The organism is Streptomyces sp. NPDC091280 (assembly GCF_044768565.1).
Lineage (GTDB): Bacteria > Actinomycetota > Actinomycetes > Streptomycetales > Streptomycetaceae > Streptomyces.
In genome coordinates, this window is the sequence record NZ_JBIVUZ010000011.1 from 150,429 (window position 1) to 172,603 (window position 22,175).

Here is a 22,175-nt window from a genome sequence, read left to right on the forward strand (position 1 = left end):
GGGAGGGCGGCCACCATATGGACGGCGCACGATCGGTGAACGGAGCGGTGGGCACCGGACGGCCGCGCGAGGCCGGCAAGGGAGAGAAGCTCGCCGACTGGGCGGACGGACGGCTCGGCCTGTACGGGCTGGCCAAGGCCAATATGCGCAAGGTCTTCCCGGACCACTGGTCCTTCATGCTGGGGGAGATCTGTCTCTACAGCTTCATCGTCCTGATCCTCACCGGCATCTATCTCACCCTGTTCTTCGAGCCGAGCGGTGTCGAGGTCATCTACCACGGCTCGTACACGCCGTTGAACGGCATCCCGATGACCCGGGCGTTCGAGTCCACGCTCGACATCAGCTTCGACGTGCGCGGTGGACTGCTGATCCGGCAGATCCACCACTGGGCGGCCGTGGTCTTCATCGCGGGCATGCTCATCCACATGATGCGGGTGTTCTTCACCGGCGCCTACCGCAAGCCGCGCGAGCTCAACTGGGTGTTCGGCTGGACCCTGTTGTTCCTCGGCATCATCACCGGTCTGACCGGCTACTCGCTCCCAGACGACCTGCTGTCCGGCACCGGCATCCGCTTCGCGGACGGCGCGATCCTGTCCGTGCCGATCGTCGGGACGTACCTCTCGATGTTCCTGTTCGGCGGGGAGTTCCCGGGCCACGACATCATCTCGCGGCTCTTCCCCGTCCATGTCCTGCTGCTGCCGGGGATCATGCTGGGACTGGTCGTCGCGCATCTGATCCTGGTCTTCTACCACAAGCACACGCAGTACCCCGGGCCCGGCCGCGACCAGAAGACCGTGGTCGGCATGCCCTTCCTGCCCGTCTACATGGCCAAGGCGGGCGGCTTCTTCTTCCTCGTCTTCGGGGTGCTCGCCATCATGGGCGGGATCGCCAGCATCAACCCCGTGTGGGCCTTCGGACCGTACCGGCCCGACCTGGTGACGACCGGCGCGCAGCCCGACTGGTATCTCGGCTTCTCCGAGGGGCTCGTCCGCGTGATGCCGGGATGGGAGATCAACGCCTGGGGCCACACACTGGAGTTGGGCGTCTTCATCCCCTTCACGCTCTTCCCGCTGATCCTCGCCGCCATCGGCGCCTACCCGTTCATCGAGGCGTGGATCACCGACGACAAGCGCGAACACCACATCCTGGACCGGCCGCGCAACATGCCCGTGCGCACCGGACTCGGCGTGGCCTGGCTGAGCCTGTACGGCGTGCTGCTGATCGGCGGCGGCAACGACGTGGTCGCCACCCACCTCCATCTCTCGATCAACGCGATCACGTGGTTCGTACGGATCTCGTTCTTCGTGATGCCGGTGGTCGCGTTCCTCGTCACCAAACGCGTCTGCATGGGACTCCAGCGCCGCGACCGGGACAAGGTGCTGCACGGCCGCGAGTCCGGCCTCATCAAGATGCTGCCGCACGGCGAGTACGTCGAGGTCCACGAACCCCTCGCGCGGGACGAGCTGTTCAGGCTCACCCAGCACGAGCAGGAACCGCCGTACTCCATCGGTCCGCTCGTCGACGGGAACGGGGTGCGGCGCCAGGTCAAGGGCGGTCAGCGGGTGCGGGCCCGGCTCGCCAGGGCGATGTTCGGCCCCGAGACCCGCATCCCGAAACCGACGGTGGAGGAGTACCGGGAACTCACCAGCGGCGATCACCACCACTGAACCCCGCGAGCACGGCGGCCCGGCACTCGCCCGGGTCGCCCCAACTCGCCAGCAGGCAACGGGCCTTGGTCAGCCACAGGGACAGGTCGTACTCCGCGGTGTAGCCGATCGCGCCGTGCAGCTGGAGCGCCGTACGGGCCGTCGCGTACGCCGCCTCGCACGCGGCGACCTTCGCGGCGGCCACGTCCGCCTCCGTCATGGTCAGCGCGGCACCGAGGACCAGCGGACGCGCGAACTCCAACGCGATCTTCGCGTCGGCCAGTTGGTGCTTCACGGCCTGGAACGAGCCTATGGGCACGCCGAACTGGGTCCGCTGCTTGACGTAGGCGACGGTCTTGTCGAGCAGTGCCAGGCCCACACCGAGGGCCTGGGCGGCGGTGGCCAGCCGCGCCCAGACGAGGGCGTGCGCCAACGGCGGCTCGGGGGTGAGGAGTTCACCGCCGGGGAGCAGCCGGGTGAGGCGGCGCGCGGGGTCGAGGGAGGCCCGTACCGGTCCGTCGTGGCCGGGCGCCAGCCGCAGCCCGTCACCGTCCCAGCTCAGCCGGACCGTCGCCACGTCCCCGTCCAGCGCGTACGACCCGGCGGGCGCCGCCGTGGCCATCGCCCCGCCCGCCGCCAGCGCGGGCAACAGGCGCTTGGCCGGGCCGGGTTCGCCCAGCAGCGCGGCTGCCGCCACCGTCTCCACCAGCGGTCCCGGGACCGCGTGCCGCCCCAACTCCACGAACGCGACGGCGAGTTCGACCGGCCGGGGACCGAGTCCCTCGTACGCTTCGGGCACCGCGAGCGCGAACACCCCGGCCCCCGCGATACGGCGCCACAGCGCGCGCCCGCCCGTGTGCTCGCCGCGGCTCCAGGACCGTACGACCGACGGGGTGTCCGCGGCGGTCAGCATGGCGTTCAACGAGGCGGCGAACGCCCGCTGTTCGGGGTCGAGGAGGAAACGCATCAGCGGCGGCCCTTCGGCAGGCCGAGCAGGCGCTCGGCGATGATGTCGCGCTGGATCTCGTTCGTACCGGCGTAGATGGGCCCCGCGAGGGCGAAGACGTATCCCTCGGCCCAGTCGGTGTCCGCCGACTCGCCGTCCGGGCCGAGCAGTTCGAGGGCCGTCTCGTGCAGGGCGATGTCGTACTCGGACCAGAAGACCTTGTTCGGGCTGGACTCCGGGCCGATGGACTCGCCGTCGAGGAAACGGGACGCGTTGGCGTAGGTGAACAACTGATAGGCGCGGGCCCCGATCAGCGCGTCCGCCACCCGGTCCCGGGTCGACGGTGAACCGCCCTGTGCCCGCCAGAGGTTGAGGAGGCGGTCGGCGGCGGCGAGGAAGCGGCCGGGGGAGCGGAGGGTGAGACCGCGTTCGTTTCCGGCGGTCGACATGGCCACCCGCCAGCCCTGGCCCGGTTCGCCGATCACGTCCTCGTCGGGGACGAACACCTCGTCCAGGAAGAGTTCCGCGAAGGCCGGTCTGCCGTCGAGGCGGCCGATCGGGCGGACCGTGACGCCCGGTGCGCGCAGGTCGAACATCAGGTAGGTCAGGCCCTGATGGGGCTTCGGGGTGTCCGGCTCGCTGCGGAACAGGCCGAACGCGCGGTCCGCGAAGGCCGCCCGCGAGGACCAGGTCTTCTGCCCGCTCAGCAGCCAGCCCCCGCCCGTGCGCACCGCCCGCGAGGTCAGCGACGCCAGATCCGAACCCGCCTCCGGCTCCGACCAGGCCTGCGCCCACACCACCTCGCCGGTCGCCATCTCCGGCAGCACGCGCGCGCGTTGCTCCCGTGTGCCGTGGTCGAAGAGGGTCGGGGCGAGCAGGTTGATGCCGTTCTGCCCGACCCGGCCCGGCGCGCCCGCCGCGTAGTACTCCTCCTCGAACAGCAGCCACCGCACGATGTCCGCGCCCCGCCCGCCGTACTCCTCGGGCCAGGACACCACCGACCAGCGCTCCGCGGCGAGTCGCGCCTCCCACGCGCGGTGCGCGGCGAAGCCCTCCTTCGTCTCCAGGGAGGGGAGCGGCACGGCCGGCACCTGCGCGCGCAGCCAGGCGCGGGCCTCGGCGCGGAACGCCTCCTCGGCGGGAGTGAAGTCGAGGTCCATCGGCAACCGTCCTTCCCTAACAAGTGTTTGGTAGGTTAGCGTGGCCGTATGACAGGCGTCGAGAGTCCGGTATACGTCCCCGGGCACGGGCTGCTGACGGGGCGCACCGCCGTCGTCACCGCCGCCGCGGGCGCGGGGATCGGCGGCGCCACCGCGCGCCGCTTCCTCCAGGAGGGCGCCCGCGTGCTGATCAGCGACGCGCACGCGCGCCGGCTCAAGGAGTACGAGGCCGAGCTGGCCGGGGAGTTCGGCGCGGACGCGGTCGCCGCGCTGCCGTGCGACGTCACCGACGAGGCGCAGGTGCGGGCGCTGTTCGACGCGGCCGTCGCGGCCCACGGACGGCTGGACGTCGTCGTCAACAACGCCGGTCTGGGCGGCACTTCGGACCTCGTCGACATGACGGACGAGCAGTGGTCGAAGGTGCTGGACGTGACGTTGAACGGCACCTTCCGCTGCACCCGGGCGGCCCTGCGCGCGATGCGCGGAGCGGGCGGCGGGGTGATCGTCAACAACGCCTCCGTCGTCGGCTGGCGCGCCCAGGCCGGACAGGCGCACTACGCGGCGGCCAAGGCGGGCGTGATGGCGCTGACCCGGTGCGCGGCGATCGAGGCCGCCGAGTACGGCGTGCGGGTCAACGCGGTCGCGCCGAGCCTCGCCATGCACCCGCACCTGGTGAAGGTGACGACCCCCGAACTGCTCGCGGACCTCACCGCGCGCGAGGCCTTCGGGCGGTACGCGGAGCCCTGGGAGGTGGCCAACGTGATCGTGTTCCTGGCCTCGGACTACTCCTCGTACATGACCGGCGAGGTCGTCTCCGTGAGCAGCCAGCGTGCGTAGCGGCGAAGGAAGCCGCCCGAGGGGCCCGACAATGGATCCGTGCCGACCAAGAAGAAACCCCCGGTGACCGCCGCCCCGGCCCGCCGCCGTGAACTCCTCGACACGGCGGCCGAGGTCTTCGCCGAGCAGGGCTACAACGCCACCACCGTACGGAAGATCGCCGACCACGCGGGCATGCTCGCGGGCAGCCTCTACTACCACTTCGACTCCAAGGAATCGATGCTGGAGGAGATCCTGCGCACCTTCCTCGACGAGCTCTGGGGCGGCTACGACACCGTCCTGGACGCCGGGTTCGGGCCGCGCGAGACCCTGGAGGCCCTGGTCACCGAGTCGTTCCGGGAGATCGACCGGCACCGCGCCGCCGTCGCGATCTACCAGAAGGAGAGCAAGCACCTGGTCGCGCAGGAGCGGTTCGCGTTCCTCGCCGAGTCGCAGCGCAAGTTCGAGAAGGCGTGGCTGTCCACGCTGGAGCGCGGGGTCGCCGCCCAGGTCTTCCGGGCCGACCTCGACGTCCGGCTCACCTACCGGTTCGTCCGCGACACGGTGTGGGTCGCCGCGTCCTGGTACCGGCCCGGCGGACAGCACAGCGCCGAGGAGATCGCCCGGCAGTACCTGTCGATGGTGCTGGACGGGATCGCCGTACGCACGTAACCGAAGCGTGAGTCTGGGGAGTTGGCATGGCCGAGGCCTACATCGTCGAAGCGGTCCGGACACCCGTCGGGCGGCGCAAGGGAGGGCTGAGCGGGGTCCATCCGGCCGACCTCGGAGCGCATGTGCTCACGGAGCTGGTCGCCCGCTCGGGGATCGACCCCGCCGCCGTCGAGGACGTCGTCTTCGGGTGTCTGGACGCGGTGGGGCCGCAGGCCGGGGACATCGCGCGGACCGCCTGGCTGGCGGCCGGGCTGCCCGAGGAGGTGCCGGGCGTGACGGTGGACCGGCAGTGCGGGTCCTCCCAGCAGGCCGTGCACTTCGCGGCCCAGGGCGTGCTCTCCGGCACCCAGGACCTGGTCGTCGCGGGCGGGGCCCAGAACATGTCGCTCATCCCCATCGCCTTCGCCTCCCGGCAGGCCGCCCTCCCGCTCGGCCTCACGGACGGCCCCTTCGCGGGCAGCGAGGGCTGGCGCGCCCGCTACGGCACCCAGCCCGTCAACCAGTTCGCCGGGGCCGAGATGATCGCCGCGAAGTGGGGGATCAGCCGGCAGGACCAGGAGGAGTTCGCACTGCGCTCCCACCGGCGGGCCCTGCGCGCCATCGACGAGGGCCGCTTCGAACGCGAGACGGTCGCCTACGGCCCGGTCGCGGTCGACGAGGGCCCGCGCCGGGACACCTCGCTGGAGAAGATGGCCGCTCTGAAACCGGTCGTCGAGGGCGGCACCATCACCGCCGCCTGCTCCTCCCAGGTCTCCGACGGCGCGGCGGCCCTGCTGCTCGCCTCCGAACGGGCCGTGCGCGAGCACGGGTTGACGCCCCGCGCCCGCATCCACCACCTCTCGGTCCGGGGCGAGGACCCGATCCGGATGCTCTCGGCGCCGATCCCGGCCACCGCCCACGCCCTGAAGAAGACCGGCCTGACCATCGACGCCATCGACCTGGTCGAGATCAACGAGGCCTTCGCGCCCGTCGTCCTCGCCTGGCTGAAGGAGACCGGCGCGGACCCGGAGCGGGTCAACGTCAACGGCGGCGCCATCGCGCTGGGCCACCCGCTGGGCGCGACCGGCGTCAAGCTGATGACCACCCTCCTGCACGAACTGGAGCGCACCGGCGGCCGGTTCGGCCTCCAGACCATGTGCGAGGGCGGCGGCCAGGCCAATGTGACGATCATCGAACGGCTCTGAGGACCGACGGGGTCGAAGGGGGCGAAGGCGCCGCCGGGACCGGTGGGACTGGTGGGCCGTTCAGGAGTCGGCCCTGACCAGTGTCCACAGCGCCTCCTCCGCCTCCTTCATCACCCGCGCCACCAGCTCCGCGCACGAGGGCAGGTCCTCGATCACCCCGGCGACCTGCCCGGAGGCCATCACCCCGAGGTCCGTCCGGCCGTCCACCATCGAGGACTTGAGCAGCATCGGTGTGTTCGCGGCCAGCAGCACCTGGCTCCAGGTCAGCTCCTTCCCGTGCTTCATGGCGAGGCCGTCGCGGATCATCCGGCGCCAGGTCAGACCGGACAGCCGGCGGAAGCCCGCCGCCCGCCGCACCGCCTGGAACAGGGTCCGCGTACGGCCCGAGCGCTCCAGGGCGTCGACCAGTTCCGTCCGCAGCATCCGGTGCGGCAGGCCGTCCACCGCCCGCGTGACCGTGACGTCCTTGACCGTCGCCGCCAGATAGGCCGCCTTCACCGGGTCCGGAACCGTCGAGTCCGAGGTGAGCAGGAAGCGGGTGCCCATGGCGACGCCGGCCGCGCCGTAGGCCAGCGCCGCGACCAGCCCCCGCCCGTCGAAGAAGCCGCCCGCCGCCACCACCGGTATGTCCACCGCGTCCACCACCTGCGGCAGCAGCACCGTCGTCGCCACCTCCCCGGTGTGGCCGCCGCCCTCCCCGCCCTGCACGATCACCGCGTCCGCGCCCCAGGCCGCCACCTTCTCCGCGTGCCGCCGCGCCCCGATCGACGGGATCACGACCACCCCCGCCTCCTTCAGCTCGGCGATCAGCTCGGCGGACGGGGCGAGCGCGAAGGACGCGACCCGTACGCCCTCCTCGATCATGATCCGCACCCGGTCGCCCGCGTCCGCCGCGTCCGCCCGCAGATTCACCCCGAACGGCGCTCCCGTACGGGACTTGACCTCCCGGATCGCCTCCCGGAGCCGGTCGGTGTCCATCGTCGCGGAGGCCAGGATGCCCAGCGCGCCCGCGTTCGCCGTGGCCGACACCAGGCGCGGGCCCGCCACCCAGCCCATCCCCGTCTGCACGATCGGATGCCGCACCCCGACCAGTCTGGTCAGCGCGGTCTGCATCAGACCGCCACCTCCTTGCGGCGGGTGTCCGCCGGGTCGATGACCTCGCGGATCAACCGCAGCTCCGCCGGGGTGGGTTCACGGGTCGGCGCCACCTCGTCCGGGATCACCAGCGCGAAGCCGGTCGCCTCCTCGACCTGCTCGACGGTGACGCCCGGATGCAGCGAGGCCAGCCGCATCGAGCGGTCGGGCGTCTGGAAGTCGAACACGCCGAGGTCGGAGACGACCCGGGGGATACGGTGGAAGCGGGCCGTCCCCGGGTGCTGGGCGACCCGGTCGTAGCCCACCCCGCACACCATGTCGACCTTCTCCACGAACACCCGGGGCGAGTGCCGGGGTATCCAGTAACTCGTCGGATTGTTCAGCGTGTTGATCGGCGCTCCGCGCACCCCGAGCAACTGCCGCTTGGGGCGCGCCCAGTCGCCGATGCACGAGATGTTCTGGTTGCCGTGGCGGTCGATCTGGCTCGCGCCCATCATCACGTGCCGGCGTCCGCCGGACACCAGGGCCAGATGCTGGCGGTAGGGCAGCCAGCCCTCGGGTGTGCCGTCGGGGCGGATCAGCAGGGCCTCGCCGTCGGTGAGCAGCAGGTCCGGGGCGAAGGTGAGCCGGGCGAGCCGGGCCCCGACGGAGGGGATCAGCCCCATCGGGCTGGCCAGGATCTCCCCGGCGTCGCGCCACGCCTCGGCACAGGCGATCACGCAGTACTCGGAGCGCGAGACCCCGGTGGGCTGTCGATCCGTCATTCTCCCGCCTCCTCCTGCCAGTCGCGCACGGCCGAGAGGTAGTCCGCCTCGTCACCGGTGAGGAAGCGCGCGGAGAACTCCGCCCAGGGTGTCGTCGCGTACAGCCGCTGGAACTCCTCGTCCCTGCCGTGGTCGGGGGCGCACGACGTGAAGTGCGCGCCGCCGGGCGCCTCGACGACCCCCGTCACGTTCAGCCGCTTGACGAGCAGGGACTGGGGTGCCGCCTCCTTCGTCAACTCGGCCGTGTCCACGATCCGTTCGCAGGAGACGTAGGCCGCGTCCGCCGCCTCGCAGAACAGGTCGTCGAAGTAGGGGTCCGGGCCCAGATACTGCCCGTTGCCCAGCCGGTCGGCCCGGTTGACGTGCACGAGGGCCGCGTCCAGGCGCAGCGCGGGCATCGCCACGAACGTCTCGCCGTCGTCGTAGGGCGAAGTGACCGTCCGCAGGCCGGGGTTGACCCGCATGACGTCCGAGCCGACACCCGCGCGCACCGGCAGGAACGGCAGCCGGTTCGCCGCCGCGCGCAGGCCCCACATGAACATGCCCTCGTCGACCTCGGTCAGCTCGAACTCCCCGCGCTCGCGCCCCGCCCGGTAGTGCGGTTCCAGCGGAATGGAGTCGAGGGTGACGAAGGGCGCCACCAGTCTGCGGACCCGGCCGGCCGCCACCAGCATCCCGACGTCCGGGCCGCCGTAGGAGACCAGGGTGAGATCGCCGATGTCGCTCCGCAGCAGCGCTCTGACCAGTGACATCGGCTTGCGCCGGGAGCCCCAGCCGCCGATGCCCAGGGTCATGCCGCTCGTCAGCCGGGAGACGACCTCGTCGGCGGTCATCGTCTTGTCAGCCACGTTCGGCACCCTCCTTCCCGAAGGTGTCACGGACCCGGTCGGCCACCCCGCTGACGTTCGCCTCGAAGGTGAAGCCCTGCTCGAAGCGGTAGCTGCGGCGGACGTCGACGGGGTCGATGCCGTTGATCGCGGACTTGGCGAGCCGGATCAGCTCGCCGTCCTTGGCGGCTATCTCGGCCGCCAACTCCAGTGCGGCGGGCAGCAGTCCGGCGCGCGGTACGACCCGCCAGACCGAGCCGTGCGCGTGCAGCTCGGCCGCCGTCGCGGTGCGCGAGGTGTAGTACAGGGCACGCATCAGATGCTGGGGGACCAGCCGGGCCAGATGCGTGGCCGCACCGAGCGCGCCCCGGTCCAGCTCGGGCAGCCCGAAGGTGGCGTCCTCGCTCGCCACGATCGCGTCCGCGTTCCCCACCAGCCCGATGCCCCCGCCCAGACAGAAGCCCTGCACGGCCGCCACCACGGGCACCTCGCACTCGTACACCGCGGCGAAGGCCTCGAAACAGCCGCGGTTCACCCCGACCAGGGCCGACTGCCCGCGCGCCTGTATCTCCTTGATGTCCACGCCCGCGCTGAAGCCCCGCCCCTCGGCCGCCAGCACCACACAGCGCACGGCGGGGTCGCGGCCCGCCGCGCGCACGGCGTCGGCCAGCGCGAACCAGCCGTCCACCGGCAGCGCGTTCACCGGCGGGTGGTCGACCGTGACGACCACGACACCGTCTTTCTCGGGCCCCTTTTTCACGGAGGAGGTGGAGACACCCATGGACGCATCAGCTACCTTTCCACCAAACATTTGTTAGGTGCGATGCCTCGAAGCTAGCAGCCGGGGATTCAGAGCGGGAGGCCCTGTGGACAACTCGCACGAGCGGTGGCCGGCCGGGCGAACCGTCCTCGTCACCGGGGGCACCCGGGGCGTCGGCGCCGGTATCGCGCGGGCCTTCGCCAACGCCGGTGCCGAGGTGCTGACCTGCGCGCGCAGACCCCCCGAACAGCCTGTCGAGGGAACGGAGTTCAGGCCCCTGGACCTCCGGGACCCGGACGCCGTACGGGAGTTCTTCGCCGCCCTGCCCCGACTCGACGTCCTCGTCAACAACGCGGGCGGCGCGCCCTACCGCCCCCTCGTCGAGGCGGAGGCCGAACGGCACGCGCGGATCATCGAGTTGAACCTCCTCGCCCCGCTCACCGCCTCCCTCGCCGCCTACGAACACCTCAGGCGGACCAAGGGCTCGGTCGTGATGATCGGCAGCGTCAGCGGCAGCCGCCCCTCGCCCGGCTCGGCGGCGTACGGGGCGGCCAAGGCCGGACTGGAGAACCTGGCCCGCTCGATGGCGGTGGAGTGGGCGCCGGACATCCGCGTCAACACCCTCGTCGTCGGCATGGTCCACACCGAGTCGTCCCACCTGCACTACGGCGGCGAGGACGCCGTCGCGGCCGTCTCCCGCACGGTTCCGCTCGGCCGCCTCGCCGACCCGGCCGACGTGGGCGCGGCGGCTCTCTTCCTCGCCTCCCCCGCCGCCGCCTACGTCAGCGGCGCGAGCCTCCTGCTCCACGGGGGCGGGGAACGACCGGCCTTCCTGGACGCGGCGACCGCCAACAAGGCGGCACGAAAGGAGACATGAGACATGAGTGCTCTCTGCGACGGCCGGGTCGTCGTCGTCACCGGCGCGGGCCGGGGCCTGGGCCGCGCCCACGCCCTCGCCTTCGCCGCCGAGGGCGCCAGGGTCGTCGTCAACGACCTCGGCGTCGGCCTCGACGGCACCCCGGACCCCGACAGCCCCGCCGCACAGGTCGTCGCGGAGATCCGCGCGGCGGGCGGCGAAGCGGTGGCCCACGGCGCCGACATCGCCACCGGCCCCGGCGCCGCGTCCCTGGTCACGACCGCCCTGGAGACCTACGGCCGGCTCGACACCCTGGTCAACAACGCCGGTTACCTGCGCGACCGCATGCTCGTCAACCTCGACGAGGACGACTGGGACGCGGTGCTGCGCGTCCACCTCAAAGGCCACTTCCTGCCCCTGAAACACGCCGCCGCACACTGGCGCGCCGAGTCCAAGGCGGGCCGTACCCCCACCGCCCGGATCATCAACACCAGCAGCGGAGCGGGCCTGTTGGGCTCGGTCGGCCAGGGCAACTACAGCGCCGCCAAGGCCGGCATCGTCGGCCTCACCCTCGTCGCGGCGGCCGAACTCGCCCGCTACGGCGTCCAGGTCAACGCGATAGCCCCCGCGGCCCGCACCCGCATGACGGAACACACCTTCGCCGAGACGATGACGGCCCCCGACTCCGGTTTCGACGCGATGGCCCCCGAGAACGTCTCACCCTTGGTGGTGTGGCTGGGCTCGGCCGCGAGCGCCGGGGTCACGGGCCGGGTCTTCGAGACGGAGGGCGGGCGCATCACCGTGATGGAGGGCTGGCGGGCGGGCCCGAGCGCGGACAAGGGCGCGCGGTGGAGTGCGGGGGAGGCGGGGGAGACGGTGCTGAAACTGCTGGCGGAGGCGGAGGTTCCGGGGGCGGTGTACGGGGCGTAGCGCGCACGGGCCGGGTCCGGGGGCCGACCCCCGGGGCGGTGCACCGGCTTGGGGGTCGCAGGCCTGGATGGTGCAGGCCTGGGCGTCGCAGGCCCAGGTGTCGCAGGCCTAGGTGTCGCACTCCAGCACCGTCCGGCACAAGGAGCACCGGGCCCGTACCCGTCCCCGCACCGGCACCCTGATCCGCTGATGACAGGTGGGGCACGGGAACGACACCCGCAGACTCCCGTGCCCGTCCCCGCTGAAGGCGTACGGCACCCCTTTCCGGTCGCCGGGCCCGTGCCGCCGGTCGTGGGCGTAGCGCCGCCGCCCCGCCCACCCCGCCGCCGTCAGCGGAGGCTGCTGCTCGTCCCGCCGGGCCTGCTCCATGCCCTTGACGTACGCCGTGTAGGCCTGCGGACTCGTGAACCACACCGAGGGGTCCTCACCGAAGACCAGCGCCCGCTTGGCGAGCACGTACCCGAACTCCTCCGGCGTGAGATACCCGAGCTTCTGCGAGGACGCCGAGTCCTCCCGGTACGCGTCCAGCAGCAGCCACCCCGCCCCCAGATACGTCGCCGCCGTGTCCGTGAGGATCTCGTTCTCCCGGGTGCCGGGGAACGACAGGTCCAGGCGGTGCAGATAGACGTGCATCACCTCGTGCGCGAGCGCCGCGCCGATGTCCCGGCGATGGGTGCGGAACCGGTCGTTCAGCTCCACGAAGTACTCGGGCCCGGCGGTGAGTTCGACGTTCGCCGCGTGCGTCATCTCCCGGAAGCCGACGATCAGCCGGGCATCCGGGAGCCGGTAGTGCCGCACCATCTCCCGGGCCACCCGCTGCGCCCCCAGATGCAGGTCGTCCGTGTCGCAGAACGCCACGTCGACGGGGGCCACACTGGTCGCGAACATCTGGACGGTGTCGTAGGACAGGCGCTTGTAGAGCGCGGTGATGGAGTCCCGCACCGTGTCCAGGTGCGGGTACCCGTGCTCGACCGGTCCGTCGTCCGCCACGTCCACAACCCCCAAAGACGCCCCCCGACCTGTTCTCCACTCTAGGCGCTCACACCGCCCGCAGCAGTAGGGCCGACGTGTCCGCCGCCCGCTCCTGGAGCTCCAGCACCCACACGTCGTTCACGCCTTCCCGCAGCACGGGCCCGGGGACGTACAGCTCCCGTTGCGGTCCGGCCGACCAGTAGCGTCCCAGGTTGAACCCGTTGACCCACACGAACCCCCGCGTCCAGCCCGGCAGTTCGAGTACGGCGTCGCCGGCGCCCCGCACCTCGACGGTGCCCCGGTACAGGCCGGGGGAGTCACCCGGGGGCAGCGCCCCCAGCGGCAACCCGTCGATGTCCTCCGGCGCGTCGAGCGCGTCCAGCCGCAGGCCACGCGCGCGTACGTCGTGCAGGTACTGGCGCTCGTGCAGCAGGCCCCCGGTGACGCCCTTCGGCTCCCCGAGCCGGGGTCCGTAGTTGGCCCGCCCCAGGGACTCCACCCACAGCTCCACGCGCGCGTGCCCGGCGACGGGCTCCTTGAGCTGCTCGTCGCCCTCCGTGAGGATCCCGGCGCGCTCCCCGTCGACGTACACCACCGCCAGGTCCCGCAGCCCCCGCGCGGTGAGCGGATACGGGGCGCGCGGTCCCGGCACGGTCACCGCGTAGCGGACGAGACCCCGGTCGACGTCCAGTTCCTCGAAGGTGGGCGGGACCGGGTCCGTGTGCTCCGGGCCGCCGCGTGCCTCCAGCACGTCGGCGAGGGACGCCCAGCCGGTCAGGACCACCTCGCCCGCACGGCCCAACACCGGCGGCGCGGGCGGCACTTCGGGCGGCGGGGTGTCGGCGTACTCGGCGAACACCTCGCGCAGGCGCCAGAACTTCTCCGTGGGGCGGCCGTACTCGTCGATCGGGGCGTCGTAGTCGTAGGACGTCACATCGGGCTCCAACGGGCCCTCGTGCAGCGCGCCGCCGCCCCGGTTGGCGCCCGCCCAGCCGGCGAAGTTGGTGCCGCCGTGAGCCATGTAGACGTTGACGGAGGCGCCGCACTCCAGGATCTCGCGCAGCGCCGAGGCCGCGTCCTCGGCGGCACGGACGACGTGCTCGCCGCCCCAGTGGTCGAACCAGCCGCACCAGAACTCCATGCACATCAGCGGCCCCTCCGCGCGGAAGGCACGCAGCGTCTCGAAGGCCACGCGCGCGTGGGACCCGAAATTCACCGTCGCCAGGACACCGGGAAGGGAGCCGCCGCCCAGCATGTGGTCCTCGGGCCCGTCCGAGGTGCACAGCGCGGCCGTGACCCCCTGGTCGCGCAACAGCGCCTCCACCTGCCGCAGATAGGCCGTGTCGGAGCCGTAGCTGCCGTACTCGTTCTCGACCTGCACCATGATCACCGGGCCGCCGCGGTCGAGCTGGCGGGGCACCACCTCGGTCAGCAGCCGGCCGAACCAGCGCTCCAGGTGCTCCATGAAGCGTGCGTCACGGGTACGCGCGCGTGGCCCCAGCTCGCCCGTCAGCCAGTGCGGGAGCCCGCCGTTCTCCCACTCGGCGCAGATGTACGGCCCCGGGCGCACGATCGCCCACAGGCCCGCCTCCCGGGCCGCGTCCAGGAACCTGCCCAGCGCCTCCACGTCCCGGAAGTCGCCCGGCGCCGGCTCGTGCAGGTTCCACGGGACGTACGTCTCCACGCAGTTGAGGCCCATCGCCCGCAGCATCGCCAGCCGGTGCCCCCACTGCGCCTCGTGCACGCGGAAGTAGTGCAGCGCCCCGGACAGCAGCCGCACCGGCCGCCCGTCCAGCAGAAAGTCCCTGTCGCCCACGGTGAACTCGCTCATGCCCCGACTCTCCCCTCTTGGCGGCGATCACGTCCATGGACAAAGATCGCCTCTACTTGGACGCAGCAGACCGGGCAATGCGTGAGGGGGCGCCGGTGTACCACACCTGGATGCGGTTCTTCACGCCCACGCCCGCCCACCACCGCCTCGGCCTCGCCTGCCTCGGCGTCGGCCTCCAGTACGGCGAACTGCCCACGGTCGGCCCCCGCACCCTCGACCACCACGTGGCCGTGGTGATCAGCGCGGGCGGCGGCTGGTACCTCACCCCGGACGGACGCCGTACGACCGTCACCGCGCCCGCGCTGCTGTGGCTCACCCCCGGAGTGCCCCACCACTACGCGCCCGACCCCGGCACCGGCTGGGACGAGGGCTTCGTCGACTTCACCGGGCCCGCGACGGCGACGTACACCGAACTCGGCTACATCGAGCCGGAGCGGCCCGTGGTGGCCCTCTCGGACGCGAGCGGACCCCGCGCGGTCATCGGGCGCATGGCCCGTGCCGCGCGGCGCGGGAACCCCCTCCTGGAGGTGGAGACGGGCGCTGCCGTCCACGAGCTGCTGGTGGCCCTGCGCCGGGCCCGCGCCGACCTCGCCCCGGACGGCGACCCGGTCCTCCAGGCCCTGGCCCGCGACGCCTGCCTCCCGCTGACCGTCGCCGACCACGCGGCCCGGCACGGCATGACCCCCGCCGCCCTGCGCACCGCCGTCCGCAGGGGCGCCGGATGCAGCCCCAAGGACTACCTCCTGGGCATCCGCCTGGGGCGCGCGAAGGAACTCCTCGCCGCCACCGAACTGCCCGTCGCCGCCGTCGCCCGCCGGGTCGGCTACGACGACCCCGCCTACTTCTCCCGCCTGTTCACCCGCCGCGTCGGCACGCCCCCGGTCCGCTTCCGCGCCCAGCAGGGCCGTACCGTCCCCGGCGGCTGGAGCGACCAGGTGCCCGATCCGGCCGATCCGCCGACGATCGGGTGGGCGCACGCCACGGAGGCCGGATGATCGGGCGGGCGCCCGCCCCGTAGGGTGGTCGCCCATGACCACCAGCAACAACGCGACCGGTGACGTCGACCCCGCCGTGCGCGAGGAACTGACCAGGCTGCGCGACAGCATCGACAACATCGACGCGGCCGTCGTCCACATGCTCGCCGAACGCTTCAAGGCCACCCAGCAGGTCGGCTTCCTCAAGGCCACCCACCGGCTGCCGCCCGCCGACCCGGCCCGCGAGGCCCGCCAGATCGAGCGGCTGCGCACCCTGGCCGAAAGCGCCAAGCTGGACCCGGCGTTCGCTGAGAAGTTCCTCAACTTCATCATCGCCGAGGTGATCCGGCACCACGAGCGCATCGCGGAGGACACCGTGAACGGCGGTTCACCCACGGCGAACTGACCCCCGCGGACCCGTAGGGGGCGTGACAGCGGGGTCCGTTCGGGGCGATGCTGCGCTGTGCGCCTGCATGTGCACTCCTCGTCAGCCGACGGGCACACCCCGTCAGCACCTGCGCCATAAGCTGGTCGTCCCACGCGGGAGGGACCTCGGGTCATGCCGTCGGATGCCAGGATCCTCATCGTCGACGACCATGAGGACACGCTGTACGCGCTGGAGAGCGCCCTCGCGCCGCTGGGTCACCGGCTCGCCCGGGCCACCAGTGGCGACGAGGCGCTCAAGCAGGTGCTCCGCGGCCCGGTCGGCCTGCTCCTGCTCGATGTGCGCATGCCCGGCGTCAGCGGCCTGGACGTGGTCCGCTATCTGCGCCGCCTCGAACAGACCCAGTACATCCCCGTGGTCCTCCTCACCGGCTTCGGCCTCGACCCCGAACTGACCGCCGCCGCCTTCTCCCTCGGCGTCGCCGACCTCATCACCAAACCCGTCGACCCCTGGACCCTGCGCACCAAGATCCGCTACCTCTACGACGCCCACCAGCGCCACCTGGCCCTGGAACAGGAGATCCGCGAACTGCGCGCCCTCCTCAAGGATCCACCGGACCCGAACCCCGACCCTGCCCCCGACTCGACCCTCACCCCCGCACTCGACCGGACATAGGCCGCGTAACGGACCTCCCCTGTGCCATGTCAGTGCCATCAGGCAGCATGTCCACCATGTCCGTACTGACGCGCGACGAAGCGCAGACCCGTGCCAGGCTCCTCGACGTCCACCGCTACACGATCGAACTCGATCTGACCACGGGCGAAGACACCTTCGACTCCCGCACCGTCATCGCGTTCACCGCTCGTGCCGACGCGGACACCTTCGTCGAACTCAAGCCCGCCGAGTTGCGCTCCGTCACCCTCGACGGCCACCCCCTCGACCCCGAGCACCTCGTCGAGAACCGGCTCCCGCTGCCCGCCCTCACCGCAGGCGAGCACGAACTGCGCGTCGACGCCCGCATGCGCTACTCCCGCACCGGCGAGGGCATGCACCGCTTCACGGACCCCACCGACGGCGAGACCTACCTCTACACCCAGCTCTTCATGGACGACGTCCAGCGCGTCTTCGCCGCCTTCGACCAGCCCGACCTCAAGGCCGTCTTCGACCTCACCGTGACCGCCCCCGAAGGCTGGACCGTCCTCGCCAACGGCATCACCGAACACCTCGGCGAAGGCCGCTGGCAGGCCGCCACCACCCCCCGGATCTCCACCTACCTCGTCGCCGTCGCCGCCGGCCCCTGGCACTCCGTGCGCACCGAACACCGCGGACTGCCCTTCGGCATCCACTGCCGCCGCTCCCTCGCCCCCCACCTCGACGCGGACGCCGAGGAGATCCTCGACATCACCCGCCAGTGCTACGACCGCTACCACGAGAAGTTCGAGGAGCCCTACCCCTTCGACTCCTACGACCAGGCCTTCGTCCCCGAGTTCAACGCCGGCGCCATGGAGAACCCCGGACTGGTCACCTTCCGCGACGAGTTCGTCTACCGCTCCGCCGTCACCGACACCGAGCGCCAGACCCGCGGCATGGTCATCGCCCACGAGATGGCCCACATGTGGTTCGGCGACCTCGTCACCCTCCAGTGGTGGGACGACATCTGGCTGAACGAGTCCTTCGCCGAGTACATGGGCTACCAGACCCTCACCGAAGCCACCCGCTTCACCGACACCTGGACCGACTTCGGCGTCGTCCGCAAGGCCTGGGGCTACGACGCCGACCAGCGCCCCTCCACCCACCCCGTCGCCCCCGAGAACGTTGACGACACCGCCTCCGCCCTCCTCAACTTCGACGGCATCTCCTACGCCAAGGGCGCCTCCGCGCTGCGGCAACTGGTGGCCTGGCTCGGCGAGAAGGACTTCCTCGCCGGCATCAACACCCACTTCGCCCGCCACAAGTTCGCCAACGCCACCCTCGCCGACTTCATCGACTCCCTGGCCTCCGGCACCGAACGCGACGTCCACGCCTGGGCCGACGCCTGGCTGCGCACCACCGGCGTCGACACCCTCACCCCCACCGTCACCCGCGCCGACGACGGCACCCACACCCTCACCGTCGACCGCGCCGGCAGCCGCCCCCACCGCATCGCCGTCGGCCTCTACGACCCGGACCTCGGCGACACCGGCCGACTCGTCCTGCGCGAACGCATCGACCTCGACATCCCGCAGAGCGAACCCCAGCCGCTGGGCAAGCGCCCCGCCCTGCTCCTCCTCAACGACGGCGACCTCACCTACGCCAAGGTCCGCTTCGACCCCGACTCCGCCGAAGCCGTCCGCACCGGCCTGGCCGGTCTCCCCGAACCCCTCACCCGCGCGGTCGTGTGGAACGCGCTGCGGGACGCCGTCCGCGACGGCCAACTCCCGCCCTCCGCCTACCTGGACGCCGCCCGCGCCCACCTCCCGCACGAGACCGACCTCGCCCTCGTCCAGGGCGTCCTCGCCTTCGCCTCCGCCCAGGTCACCGACCGCTACCTCACCCCCGAGGCCCGCCCGGTCGCCCTCGCCACCCTCACCGCCCTCTGCCGCGACCTGCTGCGCCGCACCGAGGACGGCTCCAACCCCGGCCTGCGCCTCATCGCCGTACGCCACCTCATCGACGTCGCCGCCCACCCCGACACCATCGCCGCCTGGCTCGCCGAAGGCACCGTCCCCGGCGGCCCCGAGCTCGACCCCGAGCTGCGCTGGCGCGTCCTGAGCCGCCTCGCCGTCCTCGGCGCCGTCGACGAGACCGCGATCACCGCCGAGTCGGAGCGCGACCCCTCCGCCACCGGCCAGGAGGGCGCCGCCCGCTGCCGCGCCGCCCTCCCCGACCCCGAGGCCAAGCGCACGGCCTGGGAGGCGATGTTCACCGACGACAACCTCTCCAACTACCTCTTCACCGCCACCGCCCAGGGCTTCTGGCAGCCCGAACAGGCCGATCTCGTACGGGAGTACGTGCCGCGCTTCTACCAGGACGCCGTCGCCCTCGCCGCCCGCCGGGGCCCCGCCATGGCCGACGCCGCCGGCCGCTGGGCCTTCCCCACCCACGCCGTGGACCCCGAGACCCTCCGCCTCGGCGAGGAATGCCTGCGCACCGCCGACCCCATCCCGTCCCTGCGCCGCAAGCTCGTCGACCAACTCGACGACCTGGCACGGGCGTTGAAGGTCCGCCAGGCGTAGGCCCCCGGACCTGCGCCACCACCGGGCCACCACCGGCCCACCTCCTTCCTGCCGACGACGCGGCGGGCCGACCGTCCTTCCCGGGCTCGATGCCGCCGAGGACGGTCGGCCCGGGAGGACTCCCCGTGATCGCGGCGATCGGCGCCACCGGCAACGTAGGCCGCCCGTTCGCCGCTTGGGCGCGGGACCACGCGGACGACTTCCGGTGACCCGCCGCCCGCGTGCACACAACACTTTCGGGTTCTGATCGTTGTACTTCCCGGGCGCGCCGACCCACCTGAGTCCAAGCTGGAACTCACCCCGCCCCGCGCCCCGGAGGACAGCCCATGAGCAACGCGCCCCTCGCCTCAGGCGCCGAAGGCCCCGACGCCCTACGGCCGTTGCTCGACACCGTCCTCGACGCCCTGGGCACCGGACGGCGGGCGCGCGGCGGACCCTTCCCCGCGGGCGGCCCCGACGCGGTCGCCGCCCGCCTCCGGGACGCCGTGGGGGACATACTCCCCGAAGACGGCGACCCGACCGCCCTGCGCACCCTCGTGCACGCCCTCGCCGAAGGCGCCGCCGACCCCGCCGACCCGCTCTGCGCGGCCCATCTGCACTGCCCGCCGCTCGCCGTGGCCACCGCCGCCGACCTCGCCGTCAGCGCGCTGAACCCCTCCCTCGACTCCTGGGACCAGGCCCCCGCCGCCTCCGCCCTCGAAGCCCTCGTCACCCGCACCCTCGCCCACCAGATCGGCCTCGCCGACGCCCTCGTCACCAGCGGCGGCACCGAGGCCAACCAGCTCGCCCTGCTGCTCGCCCGCGAAGCCCACGGCTCCGCCGTCCAGTTGATCTGCGGCTCCAACGCCCACCACTCGCTGCCCCGCGCCGCCTGGCTCCTCGGACTGCCCGACCCCGTCGTCGTCCCCGCCCCCGCCGGCACTCTCGACCCCGCCGCCCTCGACGAAGCCCTCACCGCGCTCCCCGGCCCGCGCGGCTCCGTCCTCGTCGCCGCCACCGCGGGCACCACCGACGCCGGACTCATCGACCCGCTCCCCGAGATCGCCGGCCTCTGCGCCGCCCACGGCGCCCGCCTGCACATCGACGCGGCCTACGGCGGAAGCCTCGTCTTCAGCGACCGCCACCGCGACAAACTCGCCGGCCTCGACCGCGCCCACACCGTCACCCTCGACCTGCACAAACTCGGCTGGCAGCCCGTCGCCGCCGGCCTCCTCGCCGTACGCCACCCCCGCGACCTCGCCGCCCTCACCCAGCGCGCCGACTACCTCAACGCCGACGACGACACCGAAGCCGGCCTCCCCGACCTCCTCGGGCGCTCGCTGCGCACCACCCGACGCCCCGACGTCCTCAAACTCGCCGTCACCCTGAAAACCCTCGGCCGCACCGGACTCGGCACCCTCGTCGACCAAGTCTGCGCCCGCGCAAGGGAGTTCGCCGCCATGGTCCACAACCACCCCGGCTTCGAGCTCTACGACCCACCCGTCATCAGCACCGTCCTGTTCCGGCCCGCCGAAGCCACCGACGAAGCCGTCGCCGCCGTACGCCGCCAACTCCTCCACGACGGACGCGCCGTCCTCGGCCGGGCCGCCCTCGACGGCCGGCTCTGGCTCAAGGCCACCCTCCTCAACCCCCACACCCGGCCCGACGACCTGGCCGCCCTCCTGAAACTGGTGGAAGGACACACCCCCCGATGAACCACCCCCCGACCGGTCACCCCCAGACCCCCAACCCCCCACGCCACGAACCCGATCCACCCCGCGACCTGGTCGGCATCGGCATCGGCCCCTGCAACCTCTCCCTGGCCGCCCTCGCCCACCCGCTCACCGAACTCGACACCGCCTTCTACGAACAGCGCCCCGGCTTCGACTGGCACCCGGGCCTGCTCATCGACGGCGCGACGGTCCAAGTCCCGTTCCTGGCCGACCTGGTGACCCTCGCCGACCCCGGCAGCCCCTGGTCCTTCCTCAACTACCTCAAGGACCGCGACCGCCTCTTCCCCTTCTACTTCGCCGAGCGCTTCCACATCCAGCGCGCCGAGTACGACGCCTACTGCCGCTGGGTGGCCGACAGCCTCCCCGGACTCCACTTCGGCCACCAGGTCGACGCCGTCCGCTTCAACCCCGAACGCGACGTCTTCGAGGTCGACTTCACCCAGCTCGACAGCGACGGCGAAGCCGAAGCCCTGGGCCGCACCTACACCAAGAACATCGTCCTCGGCATCGGCACCGCCCCCTACGTCCCGGACCCGCTCAAACCCCTCGTCGACGCCCCCGGCGTCCCCGTCATCCACGCCGCCGACTACCTCGCCCACCGCGAGGCCTTCCTCGCCGCCGAGCACATCACCGTCATCGGCTCCGGACAGAGCGGCGCCGAGGTCTTCCTCGACCTGCTCCGCAACCGGCCCGCCGGACACGAGAAACTCCACTGGATCGGCCGCAGCGAGGCCTTCGCCCCCATGGAGTACTCCAAGCTCGGCCTGGAGCACTTCACCCCCGACTACACCCGCTACTTCCACGCCCTCGCCGAACCCGTCCGCGACCGCCTCGTCACCGCGCAGTGGCAGCTCCACAAAGGCATCGACGCCGACACCATCGCCGCCATCCACGACGAGCTCTACCGCCGTACCCTGCACGGCGGTTGGCCCGACACCGTCCTCACCCCGGGTGTCCGCGTCCGTACCGCGGGCCGCATCGCGACCACCAAGGTCGAACTGCACCTCGAACACATCCAGCAGAACACCCGCTCCCGCCTCACCACCGACGCCGTCGTCCTCGCCACCGGCTACCGCGAACGCCCCCTCGGCCGCATCCTCGCCGGACTCGACCCCTACCTGCGCCGCGACAGCGCCGAACGCCCGCGCGTCGACGAGGAGTTCAGACTCGTCCTCGACCCCTCCGTCACCGGCGCCGGCTGCCACGTCTACGTCCAGAACGCCGAACTCCACACCCACGGAGTCGGCGCCCCCGACCTCGGCCTCGCCGCCTGGCGCAGCGCCACCATCCTCAACTCCCTGACCGGCAAGGAGCCTTACCCGCTGCCGGGCCGAACGGCCTTCACGACCTTCGGACTCGAAACCCGCCCGCAGATCCCCGCGGCCCGGCAGACCCGCACCCTCACCCCGCTCGTCGAGGGACGCTAGGAA

Annotated in this window: 20 protein-coding genes; 12 read left to right on the forward strand and 8 right to left on the reverse strand. The window is 72.3% G+C overall.

Annotated elements, in window-relative coordinates:
• Window positions 1-17 precede the first annotated feature (17 nt).
• Entirely contained in the window at window positions 18-1,667 is a 1,650-nt protein-coding gene (locus tag ACIQPR_RS31350) for a cytochrome bc complex cytochrome b subunit (protein ID WP_403655101.1), read from the forward strand.
• Here the strand turns inward: ACIQPR_RS31350 and ACIQPR_RS31355 are convergent.
• The gene (locus ACIQPR_RS31355) at window positions 1,642-2,613 is read right to left on the reverse strand and encodes an acyl-CoA dehydrogenase family protein (RefSeq protein ID WP_403655103.1); all 972 of its coding nucleotides are present in this window, start codon (window positions 2,611-2,613) and stop codon (window positions 1,642-1,644) included. The genes ACIQPR_RS31350 and ACIQPR_RS31355 overlap by 26 nt on opposite strands.
• On the reverse strand, window positions 2,613-3,752 hold the full coding sequence (locus ACIQPR_RS31360) for an acyl-CoA dehydrogenase family protein (RefSeq protein WP_403655105.1): 1,140 nt from the start codon (window positions 3,750-3,752) through the stop codon (window positions 2,613-2,615). The genes ACIQPR_RS31355 and ACIQPR_RS31360 overlap by 1 nt, the downstream gene beginning before the upstream one ends.
• 48 nt (window positions 3,753-3,800) lie before the next feature.
• On the opposite strand from ACIQPR_RS31360, the gene ACIQPR_RS31365 reads away from it, so the two are divergent.
• From ACIQPR_RS31365 to ACIQPR_RS31375, 3 genes are read left to right on the forward strand one after another with little or no spacing between them, the layout of a single operon-like run.
• Entirely contained in the window at window positions 3,801-4,589 is a 789-nt protein-coding gene (locus ACIQPR_RS31365) for an SDR family oxidoreductase (protein ID WP_403655107.1), read from the forward strand.
• A 39-nt stretch (window positions 4,590-4,628) separates the two neighbouring features.
• The gene (locus ACIQPR_RS31370; RefSeq protein WP_403655109.1) at window positions 4,629-5,240 is read left to right on the forward strand and encodes a TetR/AcrR family transcriptional regulator; all 612 of its coding nucleotides are present in this window, start codon (window positions 4,629-4,631) and stop codon (window positions 5,238-5,240) included.
• A 26-nt stretch (window positions 5,241-5,266) separates the two neighbouring features.
• Window positions 5,267-6,424: an acetyl-CoA C-acetyltransferase gene (locus ACIQPR_RS31375; RefSeq protein ID WP_403655111.1), complete on the forward strand. Its 1,158-nt coding sequence runs from the start codon at window positions 5,267-5,269 to the stop codon at window positions 6,422-6,424.
• Window positions 6,425-6,484: 60 nt separating this feature from the next.
• On the opposite strand, the gene ACIQPR_RS31380 is transcribed toward ACIQPR_RS31375, so the two are convergent.
• The 4 genes from ACIQPR_RS31380 to ACIQPR_RS31395 are packed head-to-tail and all read right to left on the reverse strand — an operon-like array spanning window position 6,485 to window position 9,891.
• Window positions 6,485-7,537 (reverse strand): NAD(P)H-dependent flavin oxidoreductase, encoded by a 1,053-nt coding sequence (locus ACIQPR_RS31380; protein ID WP_403655113.1) that lies wholly within the window; start codon window positions 7,535-7,537, stop codon window positions 6,485-6,487.
• Complete coding sequence (locus tag ACIQPR_RS31385) at window positions 7,537-8,283, reverse strand: CoA-transferase subunit beta (RefSeq protein ID WP_403655115.1); 747 nt, start codon at window positions 8,281-8,283, stop codon at window positions 7,537-7,539. Before ACIQPR_RS31385 ends, ACIQPR_RS31380 begins: the two co-directional genes overlap by 1 nt.
• Window positions 8,280-9,131, reverse strand: a complete 852-nt coding sequence (locus ACIQPR_RS31390) for a CoA transferase subunit A (RefSeq protein ID WP_403655117.1) — start codon at window positions 9,129-9,131, stop codon at window positions 8,280-8,282. The genes ACIQPR_RS31385 and ACIQPR_RS31390 overlap by 4 nt, the downstream gene beginning before the upstream one ends.
• Window positions 9,124-9,891 (reverse strand): enoyl-CoA hydratase family protein, encoded by a 768-nt coding sequence (locus ACIQPR_RS31395; protein ID WP_403655119.1) that lies wholly within the window; start codon window positions 9,889-9,891, stop codon window positions 9,124-9,126. Before ACIQPR_RS31395 ends, ACIQPR_RS31390 begins: the two co-directional genes overlap by 8 nt.
• 85 nt (window positions 9,892-9,976) lie before the next feature.
• Between ACIQPR_RS31395 and ACIQPR_RS31400 the strand changes: the two genes are divergently transcribed.
• Both ACIQPR_RS31400 and ACIQPR_RS31405 read left to right on the forward strand, forming a co-directional pair.
• Window positions 9,977-10,747 (forward strand): SDR family oxidoreductase, encoded by a 771-nt coding sequence (locus tag ACIQPR_RS31400; RefSeq protein ID WP_403655121.1) that lies wholly within the window; start codon window positions 9,977-9,979, stop codon window positions 10,745-10,747.
• A 3-nt stretch (window positions 10,748-10,750) separates the two neighbouring features.
• Entirely contained in the window at window positions 10,751-11,656 is a 906-nt protein-coding gene (locus tag ACIQPR_RS31405) for an SDR family oxidoreductase (protein ID WP_403655123.1), read from the forward strand.
• 108 nt (window positions 11,657-11,764) lie between these two features.
• Here the strand turns inward: ACIQPR_RS31405 and ACIQPR_RS31410 are convergent, their stop codons facing one another.
• Together ACIQPR_RS31410 and ACIQPR_RS31415 are read right to left on the reverse strand one after the other, a co-directional pair.
• A complete protein-coding gene (locus tag ACIQPR_RS31410; RefSeq protein ID WP_403655125.1) occupies window positions 11,765-12,646 on the reverse strand; it encodes a hypothetical protein in 882 nt (293 codons plus the stop codon).
• 49 nt (window positions 12,647-12,695) lie between these two features.
• The gene (locus tag ACIQPR_RS31415; RefSeq protein ID WP_403655127.1) at window positions 12,696-14,459 is read right to left on the reverse strand and encodes a beta-galactosidase family protein; all 1,764 of its coding nucleotides are present in this window, start codon (window positions 14,457-14,459) and stop codon (window positions 12,696-12,698) included.
• 95 nt (window positions 14,460-14,554) lie between these two features.
• Here ACIQPR_RS31415 and ACIQPR_RS31420 point away from each other — a divergent pair, with 95 nt between their 5' ends.
• The 6 genes from ACIQPR_RS31420 (at window position 14,555) to ACIQPR_RS31445 (ending at window position 22,172) form a co-directional block, all read left to right on the forward strand.
• Complete coding sequence (locus tag ACIQPR_RS31420) at window positions 14,555-15,454, forward strand: helix-turn-helix domain-containing protein (RefSeq protein ID WP_403655129.1); 900 nt, start codon at window positions 14,555-14,557, stop codon at window positions 15,452-15,454.
• A 34-nt stretch (window positions 15,455-15,488) separates the two neighbouring features.
• Window positions 15,489-15,839: a chorismate mutase gene (locus tag ACIQPR_RS31425; protein WP_403655131.1), complete on the forward strand. Its 351-nt coding sequence runs from the start codon at window positions 15,489-15,491 to the stop codon at window positions 15,837-15,839.
• 153 nt (window positions 15,840-15,992) lie between these two features.
• Window positions 15,993-16,493 (forward strand): two-component system response regulator, encoded by a 501-nt coding sequence (locus tag ACIQPR_RS31430; RefSeq protein WP_403655133.1) that lies wholly within the window; start codon window positions 15,993-15,995, stop codon window positions 16,491-16,493.
• A 56-nt stretch (window positions 16,494-16,549) separates the two neighbouring features.
• On the forward strand, window positions 16,550-19,033 hold the full coding sequence (gene pepN, locus ACIQPR_RS31435; protein WP_403655135.1) for an aminopeptidase N: 2,484 nt from the start codon (window positions 16,550-16,552) through the stop codon (window positions 19,031-19,033).
• A 326-nt stretch (window positions 19,034-19,359) separates the two neighbouring features.
• Window positions 19,360-20,727, forward strand: coding sequence for a pyridoxal phosphate-dependent decarboxylase family protein (locus ACIQPR_RS31440; RefSeq protein ID WP_403655137.1), 1,368 nt, complete (start codon window positions 19,360-19,362; stop codon window positions 20,725-20,727).
• On the forward strand, window positions 20,724-22,172 hold the full coding sequence (locus ACIQPR_RS31445; RefSeq protein ID WP_403655139.1) for a lysine N(6)-hydroxylase/L-ornithine N(5)-oxygenase family protein: 1,449 nt from the start codon (window positions 20,724-20,726) through the stop codon (window positions 22,170-22,172). Before ACIQPR_RS31440 ends, ACIQPR_RS31445 begins: the two co-directional genes overlap by 4 nt.
• The last annotated feature ends 3 nt before the right edge of the window (window positions 22,173-22,175 follow it).